The 24,425-nt window shown below is 62.5% G+C and carries 17 protein-coding genes; 8 read left to right on the top strand and 9 right to left on the bottom strand.

Annotated features, from left to right (window positions below; translation table 11 throughout):
- Positions 1 to 3: 3 nt before the first annotated feature.
- Positions 4 to 1,227: an ABC transporter substrate-binding protein gene (locus AB8A23_RS19480; RefSeq protein WP_439058502.1), complete on the bottom strand. Its 1,224-nt coding sequence runs from the start codon at positions 1,225 to 1,227 to the stop codon at positions 4 to 6.
- Positions 1,228 to 1,465: 238 nt separating this feature from the next.
- Here AB8A23_RS19480 and AB8A23_RS19475 point away from each other — a divergent pair, with 238 nt between their 5' ends.
- Positions 1,466 to 2,209: an IclR family transcriptional regulator gene (locus AB8A23_RS19475; RefSeq protein ID WP_439058503.1), complete on the top strand. Its 744-nt coding sequence runs from the start codon at positions 1,466 to 1,468 to the stop codon at positions 2,207 to 2,209.
- Positions 2,210 to 2,254: 45 nt separating this feature from the next.
- On the opposite strand, the gene AB8A23_RS19470 is transcribed toward AB8A23_RS19475, so the two are convergent.
- Complete coding sequence (locus AB8A23_RS19470) at positions 2,255 to 5,488, bottom strand: YhdP family protein (protein ID WP_439058504.1); 3,234 nt, start codon at positions 5,486 to 5,488, stop codon at positions 2,255 to 2,257.
- On the opposite strand from AB8A23_RS19470, the gene AB8A23_RS19465 reads away from it, so the two are divergent.
- The 5 genes from AB8A23_RS19465 to AB8A23_RS19445 all read left to right on the top strand — a co-directional run bounded on the left by AB8A23_RS19465 (position 5,444) and on the right by AB8A23_RS19445 (position 10,803).
- Positions 5,444 to 6,004 carry a hypothetical protein gene (locus AB8A23_RS19465; RefSeq protein WP_244558289.1) on the top strand — a complete coding sequence of 187 codons (561 nt, stop codon included), beginning with the start codon at positions 5,444 to 5,446 and terminating at the stop codon, positions 6,002 to 6,004. The genes AB8A23_RS19470 and AB8A23_RS19465 overlap by 45 nt on opposite strands.
- Positions 6,005 to 6,199: 195 nt before the next feature.
- The gene (locus AB8A23_RS19460) at positions 6,200 to 6,340 is read left to right on the top strand and encodes a hypothetical protein (RefSeq protein ID WP_158005733.1); all 141 of its coding nucleotides are present in this window, start codon (positions 6,200 to 6,202) and stop codon (positions 6,338 to 6,340) included.
- A gap of 20 nt (positions 6,341 to 6,360) precedes the next feature.
- Positions 6,361 to 7,131 carry a peroxiredoxin gene (locus AB8A23_RS19455; protein ID WP_439058505.1) on the top strand — a complete coding sequence of 257 codons (771 nt, stop codon included), beginning with the start codon at positions 6,361 to 6,363 and terminating at the stop codon, positions 7,129 to 7,131.
- A gap of 91 nt (positions 7,132 to 7,222) precedes the next feature.
- Positions 7,223 to 8,581 (top strand): M23 family metallopeptidase, encoded by a 1,359-nt coding sequence (locus tag AB8A23_RS19450; RefSeq protein WP_120290290.1) that lies wholly within the window; start codon positions 7,223 to 7,225, stop codon positions 8,579 to 8,581.
- Positions 8,582 to 8,655: 74 nt separating this feature from the next.
- Complete coding sequence (locus AB8A23_RS19445) at positions 8,656 to 10,803, top strand: carbamoyltransferase C-terminal domain-containing protein (protein ID WP_439058506.1); 2,148 nt, start codon at positions 8,656 to 8,658, stop codon at positions 10,801 to 10,803.
- Here the strand turns inward: AB8A23_RS19445 and AB8A23_RS19440 are convergent.
- Both AB8A23_RS19440 and AB8A23_RS19435 read right to left on the bottom strand, forming a co-directional pair.
- Positions 10,800 to 11,780, bottom strand: coding sequence for a tripartite tricarboxylate transporter substrate binding protein (locus tag AB8A23_RS19440; RefSeq protein WP_089264130.1), 981 nt, complete (start codon positions 11,778 to 11,780; stop codon positions 10,800 to 10,802). The genes AB8A23_RS19445 and AB8A23_RS19440 overlap by 4 nt on opposite strands.
- 196 nt (positions 11,781 to 11,976) lie before the next feature.
- The gene (locus tag AB8A23_RS19435) at positions 11,977 to 12,846 is read right to left on the bottom strand and encodes a fumarylacetoacetate hydrolase family protein (RefSeq protein ID WP_093758407.1); all 870 of its coding nucleotides are present in this window, start codon (positions 12,844 to 12,846) and stop codon (positions 11,977 to 11,979) included.
- Between the two features lie 227 nt (positions 12,847 to 13,073).
- Between AB8A23_RS19435 and AB8A23_RS19430 the strand changes: the two genes are divergently transcribed.
- The gene (locus tag AB8A23_RS19430) at positions 13,074 to 13,703 is read left to right on the top strand and encodes a helix-turn-helix domain-containing protein (protein ID WP_089264128.1); all 630 of its coding nucleotides are present in this window, start codon (positions 13,074 to 13,076) and stop codon (positions 13,701 to 13,703) included.
- Positions 13,704 to 13,787: 84 nt separating this feature from the next.
- On the opposite strand, the gene AB8A23_RS19425 is transcribed toward AB8A23_RS19430, so the two are convergent.
- From AB8A23_RS19425 to AB8A23_RS19405, 5 genes are all read right to left on the bottom strand, one after another.
- Entirely contained in the window at positions 13,788 to 14,171 is a 384-nt protein-coding gene (locus tag AB8A23_RS19425) for a hypothetical protein (RefSeq protein WP_116662286.1), read from the bottom strand.
- Between the two features lie 173 nt (positions 14,172 to 14,344).
- A complete protein-coding gene (locus tag AB8A23_RS19420) occupies positions 14,345 to 15,223 on the bottom strand; it encodes an NAD(P)-dependent oxidoreductase (protein WP_439060492.1) in 879 nt (292 codons plus the stop codon).
- A gap of 15 nt (positions 15,224 to 15,238) precedes the next feature.
- A protein-coding gene (prfB, locus tag AB8A23_RS19415; RefSeq protein WP_139285829.1) for a peptide chain release factor 2 occupies positions 15,239 to 16,370 on the bottom strand; the annotation gives its coding sequence in 2 pieces (ribosomal slippage) (positions 15,239 to 16,300 and positions 16,302 to 16,370; 1,131 coding nt in all).
- Between the two features lie 108 nt (positions 16,371 to 16,478).
- Entirely contained in the window at positions 16,479 to 18,971 is a 2,493-nt protein-coding gene (locus AB8A23_RS19410; RefSeq protein WP_439058507.1) for a penicillin-binding protein 1A, read from the bottom strand.
- A gap of 246 nt (positions 18,972 to 19,217) precedes the next feature.
- A complete protein-coding gene (locus tag AB8A23_RS19405) occupies positions 19,218 to 20,516 on the bottom strand; it encodes an N-acetylmuramoyl-L-alanine amidase (RefSeq protein WP_439058508.1) in 1,299 nt (432 codons plus the stop codon).
- A 699-nt stretch (positions 20,517 to 21,215) separates the two neighbouring features.
- Here AB8A23_RS19405 and AB8A23_RS19400 point away from each other — a divergent pair.
- Positions 21,216 to 24,398: an Rne/Rng family ribonuclease gene (locus AB8A23_RS19400; protein ID WP_439058509.1), complete on the top strand. Its 3,183-nt coding sequence runs from the start codon at positions 21,216 to 21,218 to the stop codon at positions 24,396 to 24,398.
- Positions 24,399 to 24,425: the final 27 nt, after the last annotated feature.

The following is a 24,425-nucleotide window of genomic DNA, read 5'->3' as shown; positions in this document are numbered from 1 at the left end:
CCGTTACTTAATCAGCGGGCAGCCGCCGTCCTTGAGCGGACGGAAGGCCGTGTCGGCCGGGATCGTCGCCAAAACATTGTAATAATCGTACGGCTTCTTCGACTCAGCGGGCTTCTTGACCTGGAGCAGATACATGTCGTGCAGCACGCGGCCGTCTTCACGCAGCGTGGTCTTGCCGAACAGCGGATCGTCGAACGTACCCATCTCGCGGATCGCCTTCACGACCGCCGCGCCATCCTTCGGCGAGCCAACCTTGGCGACCGCCTTCAGATAGGTGAGCGACGCCGAATAGGCGCCGGCCTGGTTCATACTGGGATAGCGACCGTTGTTGCGCTTGGCGAACCGCTCGCCAAAGGTGCGGGTCTGCTCGTTCAGATCCCAGTAGAAGCCCTCAGTGAGCTGCAGGCCCTGCGCCGTGTTGAGACCGAGAGAGTGGATATCCGAAATGAACATCAGCATGCCGGCGAGCTTCTGGCCCGCCTGCACGATACCGAATTCAGACGCCTGCTTGATCGCCTTGATGGTATCGCCGCCGGCATTCGCCAGTGCGATGACCTCGGCCTTGGAGGCCTGCGCCTGCAGCAGATAGGACGCGAAATCGTTCGAATCGGTCGGGTGCTTGATACTACCGAGCACCTTGCCACCATTGGCACTGATGACGGCTGTAGCATCACGCTCTAGCGAAGCGCCCAGCGCGAAGTCGACAGTAAGGAAGAACCAGCTCTTGCCGCCGGCCTTGGTCATGGCGTCGGCCGTGCCGTGCGCCAGTGCCCAGGTGTCATAGGTCCAATGCACCGAGTTCGGCGTGCAGGCCTTGCCCGTCAGGTCCGACGTGCCTGATGCCGTGAACAGCGCGACCTTGTTGAGCTCCGCCGTGAGCGGCGCGACAGCCAGCGAGGTGGCGCTGGTCGGAATGTCGACGAGGACGTCGACGCCTTCGGTCTCGTACCACTTGCGCGCGATGTTGCGCGCGATGTCCGGCTTGTTCTGCGGATCGCCCTGGATCACCTCGACCTTGAACTTGTCGGCGCCCGGAAGCTTGTTGAAATCCTCGACGGCCATCTTGGTGGCATCGAACGAACCCATGCCGCCGATATCAGAGAAAATGCCGGACATGTCGGCGAGGACGCCGAGTTTCACCGGCGTCTGTGCCGACGCCATCTGCGCGGACAGCAATCCGAGCGACAGCGCCACGGCTGACACGGCAACAGTATTGCGAATGGTCATCTATTCCTCCCCTGACAAATTCCGTGATTCACCCCGGCAAGGCGCCAGCCCGGCAATCACGTGAATAATTCTTGTTTATGAATTTATAAGACCTATACGTGAATTGTAAGTCAAGACCACCGCCGCCGATCTGGATGGCTTCAAGGACGTTTCAGCGATACAGGGGCCAAACAGAGCGCGCAGAATCGCAAGCGTGTCGCGACGCGTGACGTGCCGACAAGGAAGAATGAGAATTCCAATGCTGGTCAGACAAGCTGCCAACGTCCTGGAACTGATGGAATATTTCGCCCGGCGCAAACGCCCCGCGACGCTGGCCGAAATTTCGGACGACCTCGGCTGGCCGCGCTCCAGTACGTTCAATCTCGTCGGCACCATCGCCGACAAGGGCTGGCTCTATGAGCCCCGTGCGCGCAACGGCTACTATCCCAGCCCCCGCTGGCTAATGCTTGCCCGCGCTGTCGCAGATGCCGAGCCGCTCCCGGACGCGGCCCATGCGCTGGTGACCGAAATCGCCGACCAGACCGGCGAAACGACCGGCGTCGCCGCCCTCGCCGGAACGTCAGCAATCTTCCTGGATGTCGTCGAGTCCACGCATTCGGTGCGCTACTTCGCGCAGATAGGCGACCGCGTTCCGGTCCATGCGAGTTCGGTGGGCCGCGCCATTCTCGAGCAGCATTCGCCCGAGGAACGCAAGGCGATCTATCGCAAGATCAAGTTCGAAGCCTTCTCCCACACGACACCGACAACGGCGGAGGCGATCGAGGACGAACTCAGAGAGGCGGCCGAGCGCGGCTATCAGCAAAGTTCATCGGAATATATCGCCGACCTCGCGGGCGTCGCCGTGCCCTTGCCGGTGCAACATCGCCGGTTGTCGCTCGTGGTTGCCGGTCCGACGTCGCGCTGCCTGACACGGCGTCCCGAAACGGCAGCCATCATCCGGAAGCTGATACAGAGATTCGCATCCGAACTCGCGTCAAGCTAAGCCCCGCACAATGCGGCGAGCGCTGCGCTTGAGCCACAGACGTCGTTAGTTGCTGTTGTTGTTCTGGTTCGGGAATTCGACCGAATTGTTCTGCTTGCCGGTGCCGAATTCGAAGATCTTGCGGAACACGCCCGGTGCCATGGCCGAGATCGGATTGACGCGCAGCACCGGCGCACCTGGCGTACCGACGACTTCGTAAGTGACGCCGATCAGGCCTTCATTGCTGCCGCCGCCGAGAAACAGTCCGACAATCGGAATCTGGCCGAACATGTTGTTCAGCCCATACATCGGCACAAAGGTGCCGCTCATCCGAACCTGGTTGAGCGGGTAATCGATGCTGCCCTCGATGGTCGCACCGACGGTCGGGCCTTTGACAACGCCGTCCCGAATGGTGAGCTGGCCGTTTTGCCGCGTGAACTCGGCACGCAACCGCGAGAACGCGACGCTGCTCTGCGCCGCGTTCTGCCCGCCTCCGGCGACGCTGGCCAGTTGCGCCTCGCCCTTGACGTTGAAGTCGCGGATGTTGATCAGGCCTTCCTTGGCGCGGGCGTCCGACGATGGCGGATCCATTGCCAGTGCGAGCTGGCCCCCCGACATCTTGGAATAGGTGTCGGTCGCGCGCAGGAAGGCGCCGGCATCGTTGGTCTCGATATAGATGACGTCACGGCCGGCACCCTGGGAGCGTCCGCGCATATCGCCCGTCAGCGGTGTGTCGCGTCCAAGCTTTCCGCTCAGGGAGAATTTCTGGATCGTACCGTTGCGCCGCGAAATCTTGGCATCGACACTGCGAACCGCCTCGCCGTAGTAACCGGCAACGGCGCCGAGCTTCACATCAATATCGAAGTCGACCGACTTGGTTTTGCTCTTGGGATCCCCATCCTTGCCTGAAATCGCCGATTTCAGGAAGCCGCGGCCGTCGAACACGTCGCCACGCATCGTGACTTTCAATACGCCATCCGGACCACGGTCTGCCTTCAACGACGTCTTGTCGCCTTCGGACGGCGAATAAGTCGGGAAGTTCACACCGACGAGGTCACCGTTCTGATCGACTTCGACGGAGCCTTTGATCGAAGCCCCACCACCATCGACGACGATATCTTCCAGACGGGTTGTGTCGCCCTTCTTCACGACGTTGAAGACAGCGCGAGCGCTCTTGCCGGGCAGCTTCATCCAGCCTGGCAGGATGTTGTCGAGCTTCAACGGCGTCAGATCGGCGTCGACCCCCAGCTTGCTGTCACGGTCACCAGAGCCGATCTTGCCAACAACCTTGATCGGGAGATTGCCGACCACCGCCGGTCCGAGGTCCACACCGAGCCGCGCGCGACTTGCATCGTCGAGCGTCGCGTTGATACGCACATCGGCATCGCCATCGGTTGGCTTGCGATAGTCGAGCGATGCCGCCTGCCCGTTGATCTTGACGTCACCCTTGACCTGATAGCCCTGATTGTTCGCTGTGACCTTCAGCGAATTGGCTTCGAGCTTCTGGTTCATTACCAGCTTGTCCGCGGAAAATGCCGTTAAATCCGCGGTGATGTTGTAGGTCGTATCGGCCTTGGTCAGTTCGTGCTGGATCGGCATGCCCATGGCGACCTGCGCGGTCACATTACCCTTGGTGGTCGCCGGGTCGAGCATGTTGCCGGTGACTTCGCTCAGACGGTTGGAGTTGAGGACATCGGCCACCGCCGCCACCGGTCCCTCCAGTTTGAAACGCACGCGAGCTGGCGATGGCTTCGGCGCCATATCCGGAACTTCGAACACGATATCGCTGAGATTGAGCTTGCGTCCGCCCGCGGTCTCGGAGTTTGCCTGACCGATGGTCACGGTCGCGGTCCGTCCCGTGACGCGCGCGCGCAGATCGCCGTCGCGGATCACCGGCATGCCATCCACCGGACGCAGCGCCACGCCATTGGCGAGGATCTTCACCGACAGCCCCTCATCGGGGATTGGCGGCCCGCGCCGTGTCAGGTTCTTGGTTGGCGAATTGACCCCGATCTCGATGCTCTGAAGCTGCCCGCCCTCGATGCGTTCGGTGACCCATTCGCGCACTTCAGGCACGATCAGGATCGGCCACATGCGCTTGAGCGCCGAGGCGGACATCGGCGTTCCCGCAAAGCCGAGGGTCATGCGCGGCTCGCCGGCGTAGTCGATACTGCCTGTGCCGGCGACGCCGATCTCGCCGTTGCTGATATTCGCCCGCGTCAGCAAAACCCGGCGGTTGTCGGAATCGAAACGCAAGCCGATGTCGATGCTGTTGAAGATCAGTGGCGCTTCACCCGGACCTCCACCCAATACGATGGTGCCGCCGCTGATCCCTGCCTGCCACGAGTCGGTCGCGCCATTGGGTGGCTCGACATGGGCAAGCGAAGTGACGCGGTTCTCACCGGACACGAACTTGAACGGCGCCAGCAGCACACGGCGGCCGGCATCCCACTCGACGCTCAGCTCCGCCTGATCGATCGGCATCGGATAATCCGGCGTGTCATTATCGATGATGTTGCCGGCGCCTGCAGTGAGCTTGCCGCGGAAATAGGTCGGGAGGCCGTCGCGCCCGATTTCGCCCCTCAACTCACCGGTCAGCGGCAGATCGGCGCTGTAAGTCAGATCCTTCATGCGCAGCGCGAGCAGGATATTCCGGGTCGAGACCTTGTCGGCCCGCAGACTGACCGCACGTACGCCATTGGCTGGCGCACCGACTGTGACGCCGAGTGTCCACGGGGCCTTGCCGCCTTCGCCCACTGTCATCATGACGCCGCCGCCGCTCGGTCGGCGCAGGGTCAGGCTGATATTGTTGAAGTCCCACGTATTGCCGCGCTGCTGGTCATCGACCACCAGCTTGCCGTTCTTCAGACCGATCTCGTTGAGGTTCTGTCCGTCGAGGCCCGACAGGGTCAGGCTGTCGAGCCAATCGAGACCCGCAAGCAAGCCGGTCGAGGCCTCGCGCTTGTCAGCAGGGGGCTGCGGAATCTGGACCACTGGCGGCTGCGGCTGCCGCGGGAAGGTCAGTTCCGGTTGCCTGCCCGGACCGAGCCACGACCCTGGCGTGCGCGGCGATGCGACACCCGTCGCGATCGGGCGAGCATTCTCGCCAGTCGACACGGTCACCTGCCCATCCGGCGTAATGCGCACAGCCAGCACGACATCGACCAGGTTGAGGCTTTCGGCGCGCAAGCGGCCCATCATCATGGCAGCAGCGGAGAGCCGGACTTCGGCTTTCGGAGCACTGGCCACGACGGCGTGATCACGATCGCGGACGACGATGTCGCGGATTCGCACAGCCATCCGGACCCGCCCGGCGCGTTCGATCTGCGTGCCGCCAACTTCGACCGTATTACCCTGCCCGATATTGTCCTGGATCGCCTCGACCAGCCACGGTGTGGCCATGTCGAAATTGATCGGGCCTGCGCCCAGCCGGACCCACAAGGCGCCAAAGCAAACGCCAAAAATAATCAGAAGGATGCCGAGAACAGCCGCGATCCGCTTGACCCATCGACCGCCGAACAGCCAATCGCGAACCGCAACGAGTCGATCGCCGAAACGGTGCCAGCCACTATCTTTCTTGGACAGCAAGCGGCGTGCACGGTGATGCCCGGCCTCGTCATGCTGATGATCCCAATCGGCATCATCCCATTGCAAGGACTCGTCATCGGCGCGCGATCGATACGCTTGTGGCGGCTTATTTCTGGCCATTGCCTCTCGGTGCTGGCGCTGACTATGAGAATGATCGTCACCGGCCCTTCGCGCATCGACAACCGACGAGCGCTTTTCTGCCGGCATCGCTGCCAATCCTCGGTTTGAATTATAACTCGTCGTGCGGTCGTTGCGGCGCCCCTATGGCGCACGGAACGTGTGTTGCGTCGAATCCTTTGTAACCATACTCCGAGACCAGCATATTTGGGCTAGCGCATTTGCACCGCAACGTGCCGCCACCCGATCGCTGGTGCTTTGCAATGTCATCACACTGAGCCGCTGAAAGCGACGAAAGGAAGGCGTATGTCCAAGAAATCGCGCAAGAATCCCTCGAAACGAGCCATCTGTACAGTGGCAGAAAACGCATCGGGCGCGAAAGCCGGATTGACGCTGGAAACTGCGGCCAAGCGCCTCGTCGGGCGCGCCGCGCAATTGAACCGCTGAACGCGAAGAAAGGAACATCCATGGCCAAGAAAGCCAGCAAGAAAACGGCCAAGACTGCTTCTCCCTCGAAGGCGAAGAAGCCTGCCAAGGCTGCGACAAAGTCCCCAGCCAAAAAGGCTGCCGCCAAGCAAGCCAAGCCTGTGGCGAAAGCCGTGTCCAAGGCGCTAGCCAAGCCAGCCGCCAAAGTCGCGAAGGCTCCTGTCGCCAAAAAGGCTCCAGCGACTAAGACGATCGCCGCGAAGGCGTCGCCCAAAGCAGTTGCGAAGCCTGCGCCGCCCTCCGTGGCGGCACCGAAAGCAACTCGCGAGAAAATCGCACCGGCGCCCAGTGTCGCAGCCGAGGGGGCCAAGGCTCCGGCCTTCCAGTTGCCCCGTGACGGCGGCGCCACGGTCTCGCTGTCGGACTATGCTGGCCAGAAGCTGGTGATCTTCTTCTACCCCCGCGCCAGCACTCCGGGCTGCACCAAGGAAGCCATCGACTTCACCCGCCTGTCCGCCGACTTTCAGGCAGCCAACGCCGCCGTGCTTGGCGTCTCGGCCGACCCGCTAAAGGCTCAGGAGTCGTTCCGCGACAAGTTCGCGCTGGGAGTTCCGCTGCTGTCGGATGCGACACAATCGATGCTGAAAGCCTATGGCGCCTGGGGCGAGAAATCCATGTACGGCAAGACCTTCGAAGGCGTTCTTCGCACCACGGTTTTGATCGATGCAAAAGGCAACGTTGCGAAGATCTGGCACAGCGTCAAAGTGGACGGACACGCAGACGCGGTGCTCGAAGAGGCACGTCGGATTTGATCAATGTCATTTGCTCAAAATTAACCATGAAGGGCTCAAATCGCCTCCGTTGAGCCAGCCGACGAGTCTCCGGCTGGCATCAGGAGTGCTGATGTCGAACCGCCCTACCCAATATGCCGAGTACCCTCAGCACCACGCACATGACCATGGACGGCCACAGGCGCGCCGCGTCGGGCCGGTCAAGGCGCCGCCGCCGAAAGCCAATCAAAGCGACTATACGATTGCTCATGGCGGCAAGCAGGTCCGCATCGGGCCTGTGGTGTTCTGGATCGTCGTCGGCACGGTGACCGTGCTGGGAGCATGGTCTGCGGCCACAGCCACTTACTTTGCCTTTCGCGACGACGTGCTGACCAAGCTCATCGCGCGCCAGGCGGACATGCAATATGCCTACGAAGATCGCATCGCCGAACTCCGCGCCAAGATCGACCGTACCACCAGCCGCCAGATGCTGGACCAGGAGCAGTTCGACCAGAAGCTCGATCAGGTCATGCGCCGGCAGACCACGCTGGAATCGCGCGCCACGGCGCTCGGCACCATGCCCGATCTGTCTGTTACAGGTTCGATCGGCAAGCCGCCGGCCCGTGGCGCCGCGATCGAGCCTACGACATCGATCCCCAAGCCGTCGCCGATCAGCGACACGGTGACCTTCGTGGCGCCGCCGGATCGCGAAGCGCGGCTTGAGTCCCGCACGCCTGCGCTCACCGCCCAGCAACCTAACCAGTTCGCCAAACTCGGCGGCGTCGACAATGTGATTGGTCGTCTACAGGCCTCGCTCGATCAGGTCGAGAGCCGCCAGATTGCGACACTCGCCGCGGCTGAAGAATCCATGGACTCCAAGGTTCGCCGCATGCGTGGCGCGATTTCGGACCTCGGGCTGAATATGGCGAAACTCGAATCCGCCACACCGCGCGCGCCCATGGGCGGCCCGTTTGTGCCGGTCAAATTGTCATCGAGCGCGGATCCGTTCGAACGCCAGCTCTACCGCATCCACGTGACCCGCGCGCAGATGGACAAGCTCAACCGGACGATGGCGCTGGTGCCCTATCGCAAGCCCGTCGTCGGCGAAGTCGAATTCACCTCAGGCTTTGGCGTGCGCAGCGATCCGTTCCTCGGCCGTCCTGCGATGCATACCGGCCTCGATTTCCGCGGTGCTACCGGGGATCCGATCCGCGCCACGGCCAATGGCCGCGTCGTCTCCGCGGCCTATGCCGGCGGCTACGGCCGCATGGTCGAGATCGACCATGGCAACGGATTGTCGACCCGCTACGGCCATATGTCCGCGATCAACGTCAAGGTCGGCGATATCATCAAGATCGGCCAGGTGATCGGCCTGGTCGGTTCGACCGGCCGCTCCACCGGCCCGCATCTGCACTATGAAACCCGTATCGATGGCGAAGCTGTCGACCCGCAGAAATTTCTCCGCGCCGGCGTCCGCCTAAACGCAGGCTAAGTGCGGCACGCAGGGCATTGTTGCCCTGCTCCGACTGTGGTTGAAGCGGGTCTCCGTCGATCAGAGGCAGCCCGTTGAAATCCCCCCAACGCATCGGTCCCCGTTTCCCCCGCCTCGGCCGGTTCTGTTTCCGCGCCACCCGCCGGCTTGCGACCTGGGCGATGACGCTGGCAGGATTTCATGCCAACGACTCCCACTTTACTGTCCGTCGCATCTCGGAGCTCCGCGCCAAGCTGGCGCGCGGCGAAACGGTTCTGCTCGCCGGCCTCGGACTGCCCGGCACGCACAATTCCGGCGTAGCGCTGGTCGAAGTCACGCAGGCTCACGGGCCGCGCCTCATCGTCAACAACGAAGAAGAACGCTTCTCGGGCGACAAGCACACTACGCAATATCCCCGCGCAGCACTCGATGCGATGCGCGTCACGCTGCAGGCGATGGGCCGTGACGTCGCCGATATCGATGCATGGCTGACGACCTGGGACTATCCCGATCTGCTCGGCACGCTGGTACGAAGCATCGTCGAAGAACTGCCCGACGGATTGAAGCTGCTGCGCACCAAGAACTCCGTCAGCTTCGACGCACGGCGCCTCGAGCAGATGACGCGGACCCCGAAGCTGCTCCGCAAGCAATTCGGCCTGCCCGCGCGTGTCCCGCTGCTGATGGTGCCCCATCACGACAACCACGCCTGGTTCTCCTTTGCCGCATCGCCCTTCCCCGATGACGAACCGGTCGCGATCGCCGTGCTGGATGGTACAGGGGATCTGGGCTCGGTCTCCCTATATGTCGCCAAGCATGGCGAGATGCAGCGGCTCTATTGCAATAACAGCGTCTTCGACTCCTTGGGTGCGTTCTACAGCGTCATCTCGTCGACACAGGGCGGCTGGACCTGGCTCTCCAGCGAGGGCCGCTATATGGGCGCTGCTGCCTGGGGCGACATGGATCGCGCCAGCAATCCGTATTACGCACGGTTGCGCGAGGTGCTGCATTTCGGTGCGAATGGTGAGATCCAACTCAACCGCGCGATGGGTAACTGGTATTGCGACCCGTTCGAAGCGCCTTACAAGTCCGCATTGATCAAGATTCTCGGCGAGCCGCTCAAACCAGATCAGCTCTGGAATCCGGACGCAGTGCTGCGCGTCGAAGATATTCAGCATCGACCGGATACGCAGGATCGCCTCGATAAGGCCGCGGCCACGCAACTCGTCTTCGAAGATGCGATGAAGCACGTCGTCGATCATCTACTGCGCACCACCGGCGCGCATCGGCTGGTGCTCACCGGCGGCGTGGCACTGAACGCGCTCGGCAACATGCGACTGCTGCAGCATTTCGACGAAACATGGTTCCAGAAGGCGCAAGGTCGCGCGAAACGACTGCATCTGTGGATTCCACCGACACCCGGCGACCCCGGCGTGACCATCGGCGCTGCCTGGATGTTCGCGCATCTCATCGGCGCGCCACGCGGCGCCGCGATGACGCACGCGTTCTATTGCGGCGATGCGCCGACACAGAGCGACATCACCGCGGCACTGCAGGCTGACGACATCAAGACACAGACAATCGGCAATATCTCAACGCCTGAGGGCTGCGATGCAATTGCCGACCTGATGGCCTTCATGGTCGCTCAGAGCGGCATCATCGCGCTTTATCAGGGCGCGGCAGAGACCGGCCCACGTGCGCTCGGCCATCGCTCGATCCTCGCCAATCCCTGCGATGCCGGTACGCGCGAACGGCTCAATGAACGCGTGAAATATCGCGAGGCGATCCGCCCGTTGGCGCCGATGGCGACACTTGACGCGGCGCACGAGTATTTCGATTTGCTGGAAGGCGCGTCTGACGCGAACTACAACGCCTACAATTACATGGTGCTGACGGCGCAATCGAAGCCTCATGCACGGGAGAGAATTCCGGCCGTTATCCATGCCGATGGCACCGGCCGTATCCAGATCGTCCGCGCCGAGGACGATCCACTAACCTATGCCTATCTCAAGGCGCTCGGTCGCCATATCGGCGTTGAGCTCTCGGTGAATACCTCATTCAACGTCGCTGGCCCGATCGCACAGACGCCGCAGCAGGCCGTAGAGACCCTGCGCCGTTCGGCGGGTCTCGACGTGGTGCTGATGGTTGCGAGCGACGGTCAGATGACTGCCGCCTGGCATGGCGGCACCCGCGACAGCGGCCGCTTCACGGCCTGGCTGTCGGAGTGGACGCGCAGCCGCAATTAGACCTTGCCGATCTTCCTTGCGACGGCAACCAGACGCGCGCTGTCTTTGGCCACGAACGCCGCGAACTCTTCCGAGTCCTGATAGGCGGGCATGTTGCCGGCAGCCTCGAATGTCTTCGTGACTTCCGGATCGCTCATCGCCTGCTTCATGGTCTCGCGCAATTTGGTCACGACAGGAGCTGGCATTCCCTTCGGCGCGAACAGACCGGCCCAGATGTAGAACTCGACATCGGGATAGCCCAGTTCCTTGAACGTCGGCAAATTCGGGAAGGCAGCGAGGCGTTCACCGCCGAAGTTCGCGAGAACACGCAGTGTCCCGGCATCGACATGCTGCTTGAGCGTGCCCGGCGCCGAGGCCAGCGCCTGGATTTGGCCGCCCAGGAGATCGCTGATCGCAGGCGTTGCGCCGCGATAAGGGACGTGGAGCAGCTTGATGCCAGCGGCGATCGCAAACATCTCCATCGAGACGTGCAACGTACCGAACGGGCCCGACGATCCGTATGATATCGCTCCGGGTCGCGCCTTGGCGTCGGCGACGAATTCCTGAATCGTTTTCCAGGGCGCACTAGCCGGCACGGCGAACAGGGTCGGATCTGCGAGCACGCGCGCAACAGGCTGCAGTTGATCGACTTCATAGGCGACCGGCCGATCGTAGATGCGATCCGACTCAGGCAGCACCGCGAGCGACGACAGCGTCATCAGCAGCGTATGCCCGTCAGGCTGGGCGCGGGCAACGGTCGCGTTGCCGAGCGAGCCGCCGGCGCCGCTGCGGTTGTCGATGATGACCGGCTTGCCGAGGACCTTCTGCATATAGCTCGCGACCGGACGCGCGGCGATGTCGGCCTGCCCGCCGGCCGGAAATGGCACGACCATGGTGATGTTGCGGCTTGGCCAGGCTTCCTGCGCGCGTACGCCCTGACCGGTCAAAGCGAGCGTCGACAGGCCCCCGAGGCCTGCAATGAAGTCACGACGTTTCATACTTGTCTCCCGTTTTGTTTTTAAGCAACGCATTGGTTTCAGTCGCATCCAGGGGACGACGCGCCATCTCGGGAGACAGCGCCTGCGCGCCTTGGAGCGCTCTCAAAGCTCTAAGTTGTTGAAGTTCGCAGAATTGAGCGTGGGGCAGATGATGCCCCGCGCCTCTTCATCAAAACCGCAACCGATGTAAGCTTAATCAGCCGACCGGGTTTTCGAGTTTGCCGATGCCGCTGACCTCGATCGTAACCACGTCGCCCTTCTTCAGGAAGCGCGGCGGCGTGAAGCCGAGGCCGACGCCAGCCGGCGTTCCGGTCGCGATCAGATCGCCCGGCTCCAGCGTGATCCCTGCCGAGAGCGTCTCGATCAGCGTCGGAATGTCGAAGATGAGATCGGTCACCGACGCATCCTGGCGCTTTTCGCCGTTGACGGATGTCGTCAGTCGCATTTTCGTCGGGTCGGGCATCTCGTCAGCGGTCAGGATCGCCGGACCCATCGGGCAGAAACCGTCGATGCCCTTGCCGATGAACCACTGACGATGCTTGTGCTGCAGCGTGCGTGCCGTGACATCATTGATGATCGTGTAACCGAACACATGCGCCAGCGCGTCTTGCTTCTTGATGCCGCGGCCGCCACGCCCGATGACGACCGTCAGCTCGCCTTCGTAGTCGGTGCTGTCGGTCGGATCGAGATAATTCGGAATCGACTTGCCGGAACCGATCACCGTGCTCGACGGCTTCGTGAAGATGACTGGCGCTTCCGGCACGACTTCCTTTGCCGAGGAGTCGAAACCACTACCCGCGAATTCCTTCGCGTGCTCATGGTAGTTCTTGCCAACGCAAAACACATTGCGTGCCGGGCGCGGGATTGGCGCAAGAAGCTCAACGCTGGCGATAGGAAGGGGCGCGCCCGCTGAAGCGGTAAGCGTACCCTTCAGGCTATCGAAATTGGCAATTAGCGCAATCATATCGGGGGCAACGTCGCGCGGCAGCGGCGAGACCTGAGTGAGCGCCTGATCTGCAATGCCGACCGTGGCCCGGCCCTCATGCAGGAAAGTAACAAGGTGCATTCTTCCTCCTGATATGTCTGCTTGTCGGCGAACGGATCGCCGGCATCTTCTAAAGATACACCTATCTTCGATAGAAGATTTTGGCAAGCTGATCATCCCGGCTATTTATTCTTTAGAAGACGCACGCGGTCATCTGCCGCAGCAGGATGTGACATGGCGGGCAACGGCGCCTAAGATGGAATCACCGGCGGATTACATCCGCGAATGACATTGGAGCAGCACCCGATATGGCGAAACCGGCGACGCGGAAGGTCGTTCGTGAAGACCCCGTCAGTCGCGCATTCGGCGATCGGGTTCGCATATTGCGTGAACAGGCCAACCTGACCCTGGAGCAGTTCTCCAAGCAGTCCGGTGTCAGTCGGGCGATGCTGTCGAAAGTCGAGCGCGGCGAGAAGAGCCCGACGATCGGGGTCGCGCGACGTATCGCGCTGGCTCTGGAAACATCGTTCTCGACGCTGATGGGCGACGACGACGCGCCGCGCCGGGCCTTCGCTGTGGTGCGCAAGGATCAACGCCAGATCTTTCGCGATTCAAAGACGGGCTTCGAGCGCTTCCTGCTGTCGCCCGTCATGGCCGGCATGGCAGTGGAAGTCGTCCTGCATCACCTGCCCCCGAAAACCTCGACCGGCAAATTGCCCGCCTACCCGCAGGGCACATCCAAACACGTCCTTGCCACGCACGGACGCGTCACCGTGCGCACCAAGGATACCGAGACGGTTCTGGATGAGGGTGACTCGCTGTATTTCGAAGTCGACGTCGAGCACTGGTTCGAGAACAAGACTGCGCGCCGGTGCGAATACTATCTCGTGATTTCGGTGCCTCCGAGTTACGGACGACGCAGCGACGGTAAGGCCTAGCACGCGTCCGCAAGTTTGAAGGCCCTCGCTCACCTGCGAGCGAGGGACCTGTTGGCTAGCAGCCGATTTCAATCTGCCACACGATTACTTCTTCAGGCAGAGACCAACGGTTGGCGTCGTGGTGCACTTGGTGCCATCCGGTGCGCCGCCACTCGGGCAGACAACGGACACCAGCGTCTCTGTCGCCTCGCAGCTAATCGCGCCATCTGCCTGCACCGCGCGGAAGCTCACTGGTGCCGCATCGCCCTTGTCACCCTTGGCGCCGGGCGTGCCCTGCGGACCTTGAGGTCCCTGTGCACCCGCCTGCCCCTGCGCGCCGGGAATGCCCTGAACGCCTTGCGCACCCTGCGGACCGGCCGGCCCCTGCGCGCCGGTTTCGCCCTTCGGACCTGCTGGTCCGGGATCGCGGCCACAGCCGCCCAGCATCAATGCAACGCCAACAGCAAGAATTGGAATGATCTTCTTCATGCCCCACACCCCGTTGAATTCGTGACACCGCGACATGCGGAGTCAGGATAAGCCAGCGCCGGATATTGAGTTCCGGCATGGGGATGATATCGGGTGACAAGAAGAACGGAAGCGGCCACGCAGCGACGCGACTGTTTCAAGACGCCGCAGACTTTGGCGGGCGGTTAGCTTGCTCAGCCGTCTCTCGGTTGCGAGATGAGCTCGATCATTTTGGCTTCGTCATCGTCGGGCGCGAAAGCCTTTGCCTTTTCATAGGCTTCAACAGCCGCCGCGCCGACCAGGGGCCTCGCCTGCAAAAGCTGCTCCGCCAATCTCACAGCATAGGCCGCATCCTTATGGCGCAATGCAGCGGTGAAGGATGCACTTGAATAATCGCGGGCCACCATCCGCGGCGCATGTCGCAGCACCTGTGGGCTTGCCGCGACGCCGCTCGCGATGGACTCCAGCACCAGCTTCATGTCCAGCCCGGCATGTTCTGCGATGGCCAGACCTTCGGCGAGCCCAGCGATATGGATTGCGCCCATCAGGTTGTTGATCAGCTTGTAAACCGTACCCGATCCGACGGGGCCGAAATGCCGGATCGTCGATCCGATCGGCGCCAGGAACGGCCGGGCCTTGTCGAGGTCCGCAGCATCCGCGCCGACCAGCAGCGTGAGTTTGCCGCTCGCAGCCGCATCCGGCAGACCGGTGACCGGACTATCGATATAGATCAGGCCGCGATCCTGCAGCGCCCTGGCAAGATCGAGCGCATGCTGGTGCGACACCGTCGAACATTCGATCGCCAGCGCGTCCGCCTTCGCGGTTCGCCCGGCACCATCAATGCCGAGCCACACAGTCTGTGAAGCCTCGTCATCGGCGACCATCGTGACGATGGCATCGGCGCCTTCGGCTGCATCCGCCGGTGAAGCTGCCCAGCGTGCGCCACGTGCGATCAAATCTTCTGCTTTCGCCCTGCTGCGATTCCAGACGGCAACGCTGAAGCCGGCTTCGAGATAGCAGCCGGCCATGCCGTGCCCCATGCGTCCCAAACCGATGAACGCAACATGGGGCAAAACTTGGGGCATGGCTTAGTCCACGTCGTCGATTGCGCCTGGCGATGTGCCGAAGGCGCGCTGCGCCAGTGTCGCCGCCATGAACTCGTCAAGATCGCCGTCGAGCACGCCTGAGGTGTCCGACGTCTGCACGCCGGTGCGCAGATCCTTCACCATCTGATAGGGCTGCAGCACGTAAGAGCGGATCTGGTGACCCCAGCCGATATCGGTCTTGGCGGCCTGATCGGCAGCAGCCTTCTCTTCGCGCTTCTTCAGCTCGATTTCGTAAAGACGCGCGCGCAGCATGTCCCAAGCTTGGGCCTTGTTCTTGTGCTGCGAACGGCCGGCCTGACAGACCACGGCCACGCCGCTCGGAATATGCGTCAGACGCACCGCCGACTCCGTCTTGTTGACGTGCTGACCGCCGGCGCCGCCTGAACGCATCGTATCGACGCGGACATCGGACTCGTTGATGTCGATCTTGATGCTGTCGTCCACGACCGGGAAGATCGCGACGCTCGAGAACGAGGTGTGACGACGGGCGTTTGAGTCGTAAGGCGAGATACGCACCAGACGATGCACGCCGCCTTCGGTCTTCAGCCAGCCATAGGCATTGTGACCGGAGATCTGGATGGTGGCCGATTTGATGCCGGCTTCTTCACCCTGCGTCTCTTCGAGATACTCGATCTTAAAACCGTGCTTTTCGGCCCAGCGCGTATACATGCGCAGCAGCATCGAGGCCCAGTCCTGGCTCTCGGTGCCGCCGGCGCCGGCATGGACTTCGAGATAGGTGTCGAAGCGATCGGCCTCGCCAGAGAGCAGCGCTTCCAGCTCGCGGCGCGCGACCTCTTTCTTCAGCGCCTTGAGCGCATTCTCGGCTTCGGTCACTACGCCCTGATCGCCCTCGGCCTCGCCGAGCTCGATCATTTCGATATTATCGTCGAGTTCGCGCATGACCTTGCCGATGCCCTGAAGCGAATCCTCTAGCGAGGTGCGCTCCTGCATCAGCCTTTGGGCCTTTTGCGGGTCGTTCCAGAGATTGGGGTCTTCGGCGAGAGCGTTCAGCTCTGCAAGTCGTGCCGTGGATGCATCGACGTCAAAGATGCCTCCTCAGCAGCCCGACTGACTGCTTGATCTCTTCTACGAGGCGTTCGATTTCAGCGCGCATGGAAACTCTGATCTGGCGGCATCAGCCGCAATACGAATGGTGATCGGGATGTAGCGGCGTGCGCGGCAAAGCGCAATCCGCAAGGATCTGCTGTGGGTCAGATGAGCCTCAATACAGCCCGCCCGTTCCCGGTCGCATGAAACTGCGGTCGGTTTCCGGCGACACCGAGAGCGAACGACCATCCGCATCGGCGACCCCGATCACAGAATAGTTGTCCGGCGGCGCCGTACCCGGCTTGAAGGCCTCGAGGATGGTGCGACCGCCATCGCCCGGTCCGGCGCGCATGCCCGACTTGGCGTCGACGCGGATCAGCTTGATGCCAGCAGGCACGCGGAACGGCACAGCCGGCTTGTCGGCGAGCGCAAGCTTCATGAAGTCCTTCGCAATCGGCGCAGCCAGCGCACCGCCGGTGGCCTTGTTGCCGAGGTTCCGGGGCTTGTCGTAACCGACATAGATACCGACCACGACGTCAGGCGAGAAGCCGATGAACCATGCATCCTTCTCGTCATTGGTCGTACCGGTCTTGCCGGCGATCGGCTTACCAACTTCGCGGAGCACGGTCGCGGTGCCGCCCTGCACGACGCCTTCCATCATCGAGGTGATCTGGTAGGCGGTCATGGCGTCGAGCACCTGCTCGCGGCGATCGACGAGCTGCGGCTCGGCTTGGTTCTTCCAACCCTCCGGCGCGTCGCAGCCGCGGCATTCGCGCTGGTCATGCTTGAAAATCGTATGCCCGTAGCGGTCCTGAATACGGTCGATCAGCGTCGACTTCACGCGGCGGCCACCATTGGCGAACATCGAGTAGGCCGTCACCATCCGCATGACGGTCGTTTCACCGGCGCCGAGCGCATAGGAGAGATAGTTCGGCAATTCATCATAGACGCCGAATCGCTTGGCATATTCGCCGATCAGCGGCATGCCGACGTCCTGCGCCAGTCGCACTGTCACGGTGTTCAGCGAGCGCATCAATGCATTACGCAGCGTCACCGGGCCGTAATACTTGCCGGTCGAATAGTTTTCCGGACGCCACACCCCGGCGCCCTGCCCTTGATCGATCTCGATCGGCGCGTCGACTACGACGGTGGACGGCGTGTAGCCATTGTCCATCGCTGCCGAATAGACCAGCGGCTTGAAGGATGAGCCGGGCTGACGATAGGCCTGCGTGGCGCGGTTGAACTGGCTCTGGTCGAACGAGAAGCCGCCGACCATGGCGAGCACACGTCCAGTCAAAGGATCCATCGCAACCATGGCACCGGACACTTCCGGATACTGCCGCAGCCGGAACTGGCCTTCGACGACCGAGCCGTCCTTGTTTGTAAGCGGATCGACATAGATCACGTCGCCCGCGGCCAAAACCTGCGACACTGCCGTCGGTGTTTTGCCCTTCGTCGGTCCGGCCGCGGGCTTGGCCCAGCGCACGCCGTCCAGCGTCAGAATGCCGGTCTGGCGATCCTTGAGCACGGCACCGCCGAGTTCACGGCCCGGCTGAAAGCCGATCCGCGCCGACTGATCGCTGACATCCAGCACGACCGCGAGCTTCCACGGCGCGATGTCGGACAGCGCTTTGACCTCGGCGAGCTTCACGCCCCAGTCGCCGGAAATATCGATCTTGTTGGTCGCCCCGCGCCAGCCACGCACCTCGTCGAAATTGATCAGGCCGTTGGTCATGGTCTTGCGCGCCATCACCTGGAGCTTGGGATCCAGTGTGGTGCGGACCGAGAGGCCGCCCTCATAGAGCTTCTTTTCGCCGTAGCGTTCCAGGATGTCGCGGCGCACTTCCTCGGCAAAATACTCGCCGGCAAAGATGTGACCCGAACTGTTGCGGCCGGTGACGCTCAGCGTCTCCTTGCGCGCCTTGTCGGCATCGGCCTGCTTGACCCAGCCGTTCTCCAGCAGACGATCAACCACATAGTTGCGGCGCTCGATGGCACGGTCGCGGTTCTTGATCGGATGCAGCGACGACGGCGCCTTCGGCAAAGCTGCGAGATACGCCGCTTCCGACACGGTCAGTTCGTTCACCGACTTGTCGAAATAGACCAGCGAGGCGGCGGCGATGCCATAGGCACCGAGGCCGAGATAGATTTCATTGAGATACAATTCGAGAATCTTGTCCTTCGAATAGGTGCGCTCGATGCGCATCGCCAGCAAGGCTTCCTTGATCTTGCGGGTGAAGGAGACCTCGTTGGTCAGAAGGAAGTTCTTCGCAACCTGCTGCGTGATCGTCGACGCGCCCTGCGGCCGGCGGTTGGAGCCAAGGTTCTGCGCGTAAAGCACCATCGCGCGCGCCATGCCCGAATAATCGAGGCCACCATGCTCGTAGAAATTCTTGTCTTCGGCCGCGAGGAACGCGTTGATCACGAGCTTCGGCACGGCCTGAATCGGCAGATAGAGCCGGCGCTCCTTGGAGTATTCGCCAAGCAGTGCACCGTCCGCCGCATGGACGCGCGTCATGACCGGCGGCTCATAATCCTGAAGCTGCGAATAGTCCGGCAAGTCCTTGGAATAATGCCAGATCAGCCCGGCGGCGGCGGCGACGCCCACCAGGAACACCACGGTTCCTGCAGCGAACAAGAAACCCAGAAACCGCACCAGCAGACGCATTATCGACGATCCGTTTCAATCGCTGTGCCACAATATAGCATACGGCGGCCCCCATGGGCGCGAAGTCAGCAACAAGTCCCGCGGCAAAAATCAGCAAGGAGACAACCCGAAATGGCCGTCAGTCTTGACCGATTCTGACAGCCACACGGAAATTTTTATAGAGCTCCGGCTGTGGCCAAACTAGGGCTTTCATACTGAAGGCCAGGGCTTTCGTACTGAAAGATTTGTCATTTTCAGTTCCGGTCGTCAGTTTCCCGGGCCGGCAGAGACCATCCGCTTGGAGAAGAACCCGTCGATCGCCTTGGCGACCGCCCCGACCGTCTTGGAGCGCCAGTTCTCGGACATCAGTTGCTGGAGATCGTCCTTGTTGGACACGTAACCCAGTTCGATCAGCACCGAGGGGACGTCCGGGGCCTTGAGCACGCGGAAACCTGCCGATTTCAGGGGATGCTTGTGCATCCGCGCCGTGGTCTTCATCTCGCCCACCACAAGCCGGGCAAAGCGGTTTGAGAAGGTCCGGGTTTCGCGCTGCGCCAAGTCGATCAGGATGTCGGCAACGTCGGTTGGCTCTTCCGTCAGATTGACGCCGGCGATGGCGTCCGCCTTGTTTTCCGAGTCTGCCAGCCGCTCCGCCTCCGCATCGGAAGCCTTGTCGGACAGGGTGTAAACAGTGGCGCCCTGCGCATCCCCCTCGCCTCGCGGCAATGCGTCGGCATGGATGGAGACAAACAAAGCAGCCGACTGGTTGCGCGCCACCTTCACCCGTTCATCCAGGGGGATGAACGTATCGTCGGCGCGGGTCATGACGATGCGGTATTTGCCAAGCTTCTCCAGACGGTCACGCAGGGCCAGACCGAAGCCCAGCACGATGCCCTTCTCACTCTCACCGCCCGCCTGTGTGCCGTTATCGATGCCGCCATGACCGGGATCGATCACGATGACCGGACGGGCGTCCGGCGCGGCATCGGGCACTCCGCTGGCGACCACCTTGGTGGCAACCGGAGACGCCGCAGCAGTCGTTCCGATGGCCGGTCGCAGATCCGGGCGATTCTCAACCGCCAGCGCCTGTACGAATGTGGTGCGATCGACCGATTCGAGTTCGATCACCATCCGCGCCGGCTGCCCGTTAGCGGGATCGAGCGCGTAGGAATTCTTGATCTTGGCTGGTCCGGTCAGGTCAAACACCATGCGCGACCCGCCCGGCATCACCAGACCGTAGCGGAACGCCTTGATCAGGCCGCGGGAGACCGTCCCGGCGCCAGGATCGAGATGGAAATTGACCTGGGGAAGATCGATGACCACCCGATATGGGTCAGCCAGCGCAAAGGCCCGCAGCGGGATCTTCCGGTCGAGATCGAGAATGAAACGGGTCTGTTTCTCGTCACCGGCGATGCGCACGTCGGAGGCGATCGGGAAAACGCCCTCGACTTCCGCGCGTGGCGTCTCGCCGGCGGCCTGGGCGGAATTCGGGCACCAAAACAGCCCGAAACCGGCGCTGAAGAGCACCGTGGCCAGCCTGACGATGTGGTTTGCGCGGCTCGTCAACGAATCCACTGCCTCCGAAGCAGCCCCTCATTAACCCAATAGGATTGCAGGGTTAACCGGAGCTTAAGTCGGCCATATCGAATAAGCCTGAGTGTTGCAGCCTTGTGACGCTTCCCTTGCATGCGACCCCCATTCCTCGTATGTACGAAGAGCTGACGGTTTAACTCCCGGTTGTGTCGCGTTCAGCCTCCCGGTGCAACGCTCGTTCCCCCGACCATCTATCGGTGGATCCAGCGTTTTCCGGCTTCCTCTCTACAACCAGCGCAGCGCGCGGTTGCCCAGAGAGGCGGTCTTAGCCCAGGCGGTGTCCGGTCCCAGGTCCTTTCTCGCTCCCGGGGCGGCTTTAGACACTTCATGACCGATTATTCCGGCCTTACGGGCGGAGTATGCGACAGCCGGTGACCGCGTTCTGCGGCGCGCCGGACGTCAGCAAAAGGCGGCGCCTTTGCCGCCAAGATGTTCAGACGGGCCGACGCTTGATGCGCCAGACTGTGATGCCGACCGAGACCCAGGTGGGAACTATGCCGATGCGAGGCCCAAGCCTCGCGCGTCGCCCCGCACTGACCTCGCGATCGGCACGGCGTTCAGGGCTGTGTTTCGGCCTTCCCCTCACCCCCGAATCAGGTGGACCGTTGCGTCACCCGGCTGCGCGATACGCGCTTGCCGCCACGCACGCCGTCCGCCTCCATGAGCTTCCAAATGCCAAACAAAATGTTGATCGATGCGACTCACCCGGAAGAGACCCGGGTCGTCGTGGTTCGCGGCAATCGCGTCGAAGAGTTTGATTTCGAGACTGCGCAGCGCAAGCAGCTCCGCGGCAATATCTACCTCGCCAAGGTCACGCGCGTCGAACCATCGTTGCAGGCCGCCTTCATCGAATACGGTGGCAACCGCCACGGCTTTCTCGCTTTCAGCGAAATCCATCCGGACTACTATCAGATCCCGGTCGCCGACCGTCAGGCGCTGATCGAGGCGGATGAACGGGCCCATCGCGAAGCTGAGGAAGAGACCGAAAACCGCTCCAACCGTAAGCGCTCGCGTCATCGCAACTCCCGTCGCCGCGACCGTGGCGAGCGGGTGCAGAGCGATGTCGTCGATACGACGGCGATCGATCCGTCGCAGGCCGAACAGCCGCGCGATCCGGCCTTCGAGGTCCACAGCCATACCCATGATGACGGACACCACGCTGCCGATCACGACCATCATGACCATGACGGTCACGAGCACACCCACGCGCATGAGCACGCCGAAGGCGATCATGCGCACGACCATGATCATCACGATCATGCCGCCGCACCGGTCGCGTCCGAGAGCGTCGCTGCCGAAGCTGTGGCTCCCGAGGTCCTCGTGTCAGAGGTCGTTGCATCCGAGCCTGTGACCGAACAGCCTGTTTCGGCAGGCTTCTCGCCTGCTCCGGTCGAAGCCGTTGCGGAGACGCCGGCGCCAGTCGCCGCCGAGGCGCATGATGATCACGCGCATGACGAACAGATTCAGGCCGCTCACGCCGAAGAGAACGCGGCGCATGCCGAGGACGTTCACCACGAAGAGCGTGCCGAGGGCGAGCACACCGCTGCCGCTGACAGCGACGAACACGACGACGAGGAAGACGAAGACGACGGCGAGGAAGAAGCCGAAGAGGATCAGGTCGAATCCGTCGGCGGTGACGACGTTCTCGAGGAAGTCCCGGAGCGCGCCTTCCGTCCGCGTCGCCAGTACAAGATCCAGGAAGTCATCAAGCGCCGCCAGGTCATGCTGGTGCAGGTCGTCAAGGAAGAGCGCGGCAACAAGGGCGCTGCACTGACCACCTACCTGTCGCTTGCCGGCCGTTACGCCGTGCTGATGCCGAACACTGCCCGTGGCGGCGGCATCTCGCGCAAGATCACTTCGGCACAGGATCGTTCGCGTCTCAAGGAAGTGGTGTCGGACCTCGACGTGCCGGAAGGCATGGGGATCATCCTGCGCACCGCCGGTGCCTCGCGCACCAAGCCGGAAATCAAGCGCGATTTCGAATACCTGATCCGGATGTGGGAAACCGTCCGCGACATGACGCTAAAGTCGCAGGCCCCGACCCTCGTCTATGAGGAAGGCTCGCTGATCAAGCGTTCGCTGCGCGACCTCTACAACAAGGAAATCGACGAAATCCAGGTTGCGGGCGAAGCCGGCTACCAGGAAGCGCGCGATTTCATGCACATGCTGATGCCGAGCAATGTGCGCGCGGTGAAGCAGTATCGCGACGGCCAGCCCCTGTTCTCGCGCATGGGCGTCGAGAGCCAGTTGGACGCAATGTTCTCGCCGACCGTGCAACTGCGCTCCGGTGGCTATATCGTCATCAACCAGACCGAAGCCTTGGTTTCGATCGACGTGAACTCGGGCCGTTCGACCCGCGAGCACCACATCGAAGATACCGCGCTGAAAACCAATCTCGAAGCGGCCGAGGAAGTGGCGCGTCAGCTCCGCCTGCGCGATCTCGCCGGCCTGATCGTGATCGACTTCATCGACATGGACGAGAAGCGCAACAACCGCGCTGTCGAACGCAAGATGAGCGACTGCCTGCGGCAGGATCGCGCGCGCATCCAGGTCGGCCGCATCTCGCATTTCGGCCTGCTCGAAATGTCGCGCCAGCGCATCCGCGCCAGCGTGCTGGAAAGCTCCACGGATATCTGCCCGCATTGCGGCGGCAGCGGTCACGTTCGTTCGGTGTCGTCGGTGGCCCTGCAGTTGCTGCGCGGCCTCGAAGAGACCCTTATGAAGGGCGCCACGCATAACCTGATCGTGCGCACCCGCACCGATGTCGCGCTCTATGTGCTGAACCACAAACGTGGCCATCTGCGCGATCTCGAAAATAGCTTCAAGGTGACGCTCGCCGTCATCGCCGATCCGAATGTCAGCGGTCAGCAGTCCTTCGTGATCGACCGCGGCGAACAGGTCCATACGCTGGAAGCCGCCAAGGCGCTTCTCGCGGCTCAGGTTGCGGCCTTCCCGCCGCCGCTGGAAGAAGAACCCTTCGACGACGAAGACCTGTTCGAGACGGAAGCCGAAATCGAAACCGAGGAGACCGAAGGTCTCACCGACGACGAGACCTCGGGTGAAAGCGCCACCGGCGATGCAGACGGCGATGGCCGCAAGCGCAAGCGCCGTCGGCGCCGTCGCGGTCGCTCCGGTGAAACCCGCGAAGGCGGCGCTCCCGGTCGCGAGGGCGGCGATCTCCAGAACGCCGCTGAAGGCGCGGTTGAAGGTAACGTCGAAACCGTTGGCGACGACAGCGAAGGCGAAGACGACGAGGCCGACGATCAGCCTCGTGAGGCCCGTGCCGATCAGCCGGCCGATGGCGAGCGTCGCCCGCGTCGCCGTGGCCGTCGCGGCGGACGCCGCCGGCGTGGTGGTAACGACGAAGGTCTGGCCGGATCGATCTCCGATGAACTCGGACCGACCCAGAGCTCGGAAGCCAGCGATGCCGTGGCCGATCTCGAAGGTCAGGACACGCGCCACGACGCACAGCCGCACCAGTACGCAGCTTCGGACACCGTGACGTCCTATGTAGCGCCACAGCCAGAGGCCGAACAGAGCCGTCACGATGCCGTGCCGATGTTCGCGCCGGCAGCGCCTGAACCGACGCTAGTCGCTCCTGCTCCCGTCGCAGCACCTACCCCCGTGCAGGAAGCCGCGGCACCGCAGGAAGATGACAAAGCTGCAGCACGTCGTCGCTCGACGGTGCGCGAGAAGGTCAACTTCGGTTCGATGTCTCCGGAGCCACAGCCCGCGGCAGCGCCTGTCGCTACAGCCCCGGAGCCGGCACCTGCTCCAGCCGCTGCACCGGCCCCTGCGGTCGAAGCCCAGCCGCGCAAAGCCGGCTGGTGGTCACGCGTCCTCGGCAGCGACTAAGCGCCTTCCAACGCAACAACGAAAAGC

Origin of the sequence: Tardiphaga sp. 619_E2_N8_4 (genome assembly GCF_051810905.1) — a bacterium.
GTDB classification, from domain to species: domain Bacteria; phylum Pseudomonadota; class Alphaproteobacteria; order Rhizobiales; family Xanthobacteraceae; genus Tardiphaga; species Tardiphaga robiniae.
This window is presented reverse-complemented; position numbering and strand designations above follow the sequence as displayed.

Coding starts and splice junctions, on each gene's coding strand:
- AB8A23_RS19475 (WP_439058503.1), top strand. CDS start 1,466: ATGCTGGTCAGACAAGCTGCCAACGTCCTGGAACTGATGGAATATTTC.
- AB8A23_RS19455 (WP_439058505.1), top strand. CDS start 6,361: ATGGCCAAGAAAGCCAGCAAGAAAACGGCCAAGACTGCTTCTCCCTCG.
- AB8A23_RS19430 (WP_089264128.1), top strand. CDS start 13,074: ATGGCGAAACCGGCGACGCGGAAGGTCGTTCGTGAAGACCCCGTCAGT.
- AB8A23_RS19440 (WP_089264130.1), bottom strand. CDS start 11,780: ATGAAACGTCGTGACTTCATTGCAGGCCTCGGGGGCCTGTCGACGCTC.
- AB8A23_RS19450 (WP_120290290.1), top strand. CDS start 7,223: ATGTCGAACCGCCCTACCCAATATGCCGAGTACCCTCAGCACCACGCA.
- AB8A23_RS19400 (WP_439058509.1), top strand. CDS start 21,216: ATGCCAAACAAAATGTTGATCGATGCGACTCACCCGGAAGAGACCCGG.
- AB8A23_RS19470 (WP_439058504.1), bottom strand. CDS start 5,488: ATGGCTGTGCGAATCCGCGACATCGTCGTCCGCGATCGTGATCACGCC.
- AB8A23_RS19480 (WP_439058502.1), bottom strand. CDS start 1,227: ATGACCATTCGCAATACTGTTGCCGTGTCAGCCGTGGCGCTGTCGCTC.
- AB8A23_RS19435 (WP_093758407.1), bottom strand. CDS start 12,846: ATGCACCTTGTTACTTTCCTGCATGAGGGCCGGGCCACGGTCGGCATT.
- AB8A23_RS19410 (WP_439058507.1), bottom strand. CDS start 18,971: ATGCGTCTGCTGGTGCGGTTTCTGGGTTTCTTGTTCGCTGCAGGAACC.
- AB8A23_RS19425 (WP_116662286.1), bottom strand. CDS start 14,171: ATGAAGAAGATCATTCCAATTCTTGCTGTTGGCGTTGCATTGATGCTG.
- AB8A23_RS19460 (WP_158005733.1), top strand. CDS start 6,200: ATGTCCAAGAAATCGCGCAAGAATCCCTCGAAACGAGCCATCTGTACA.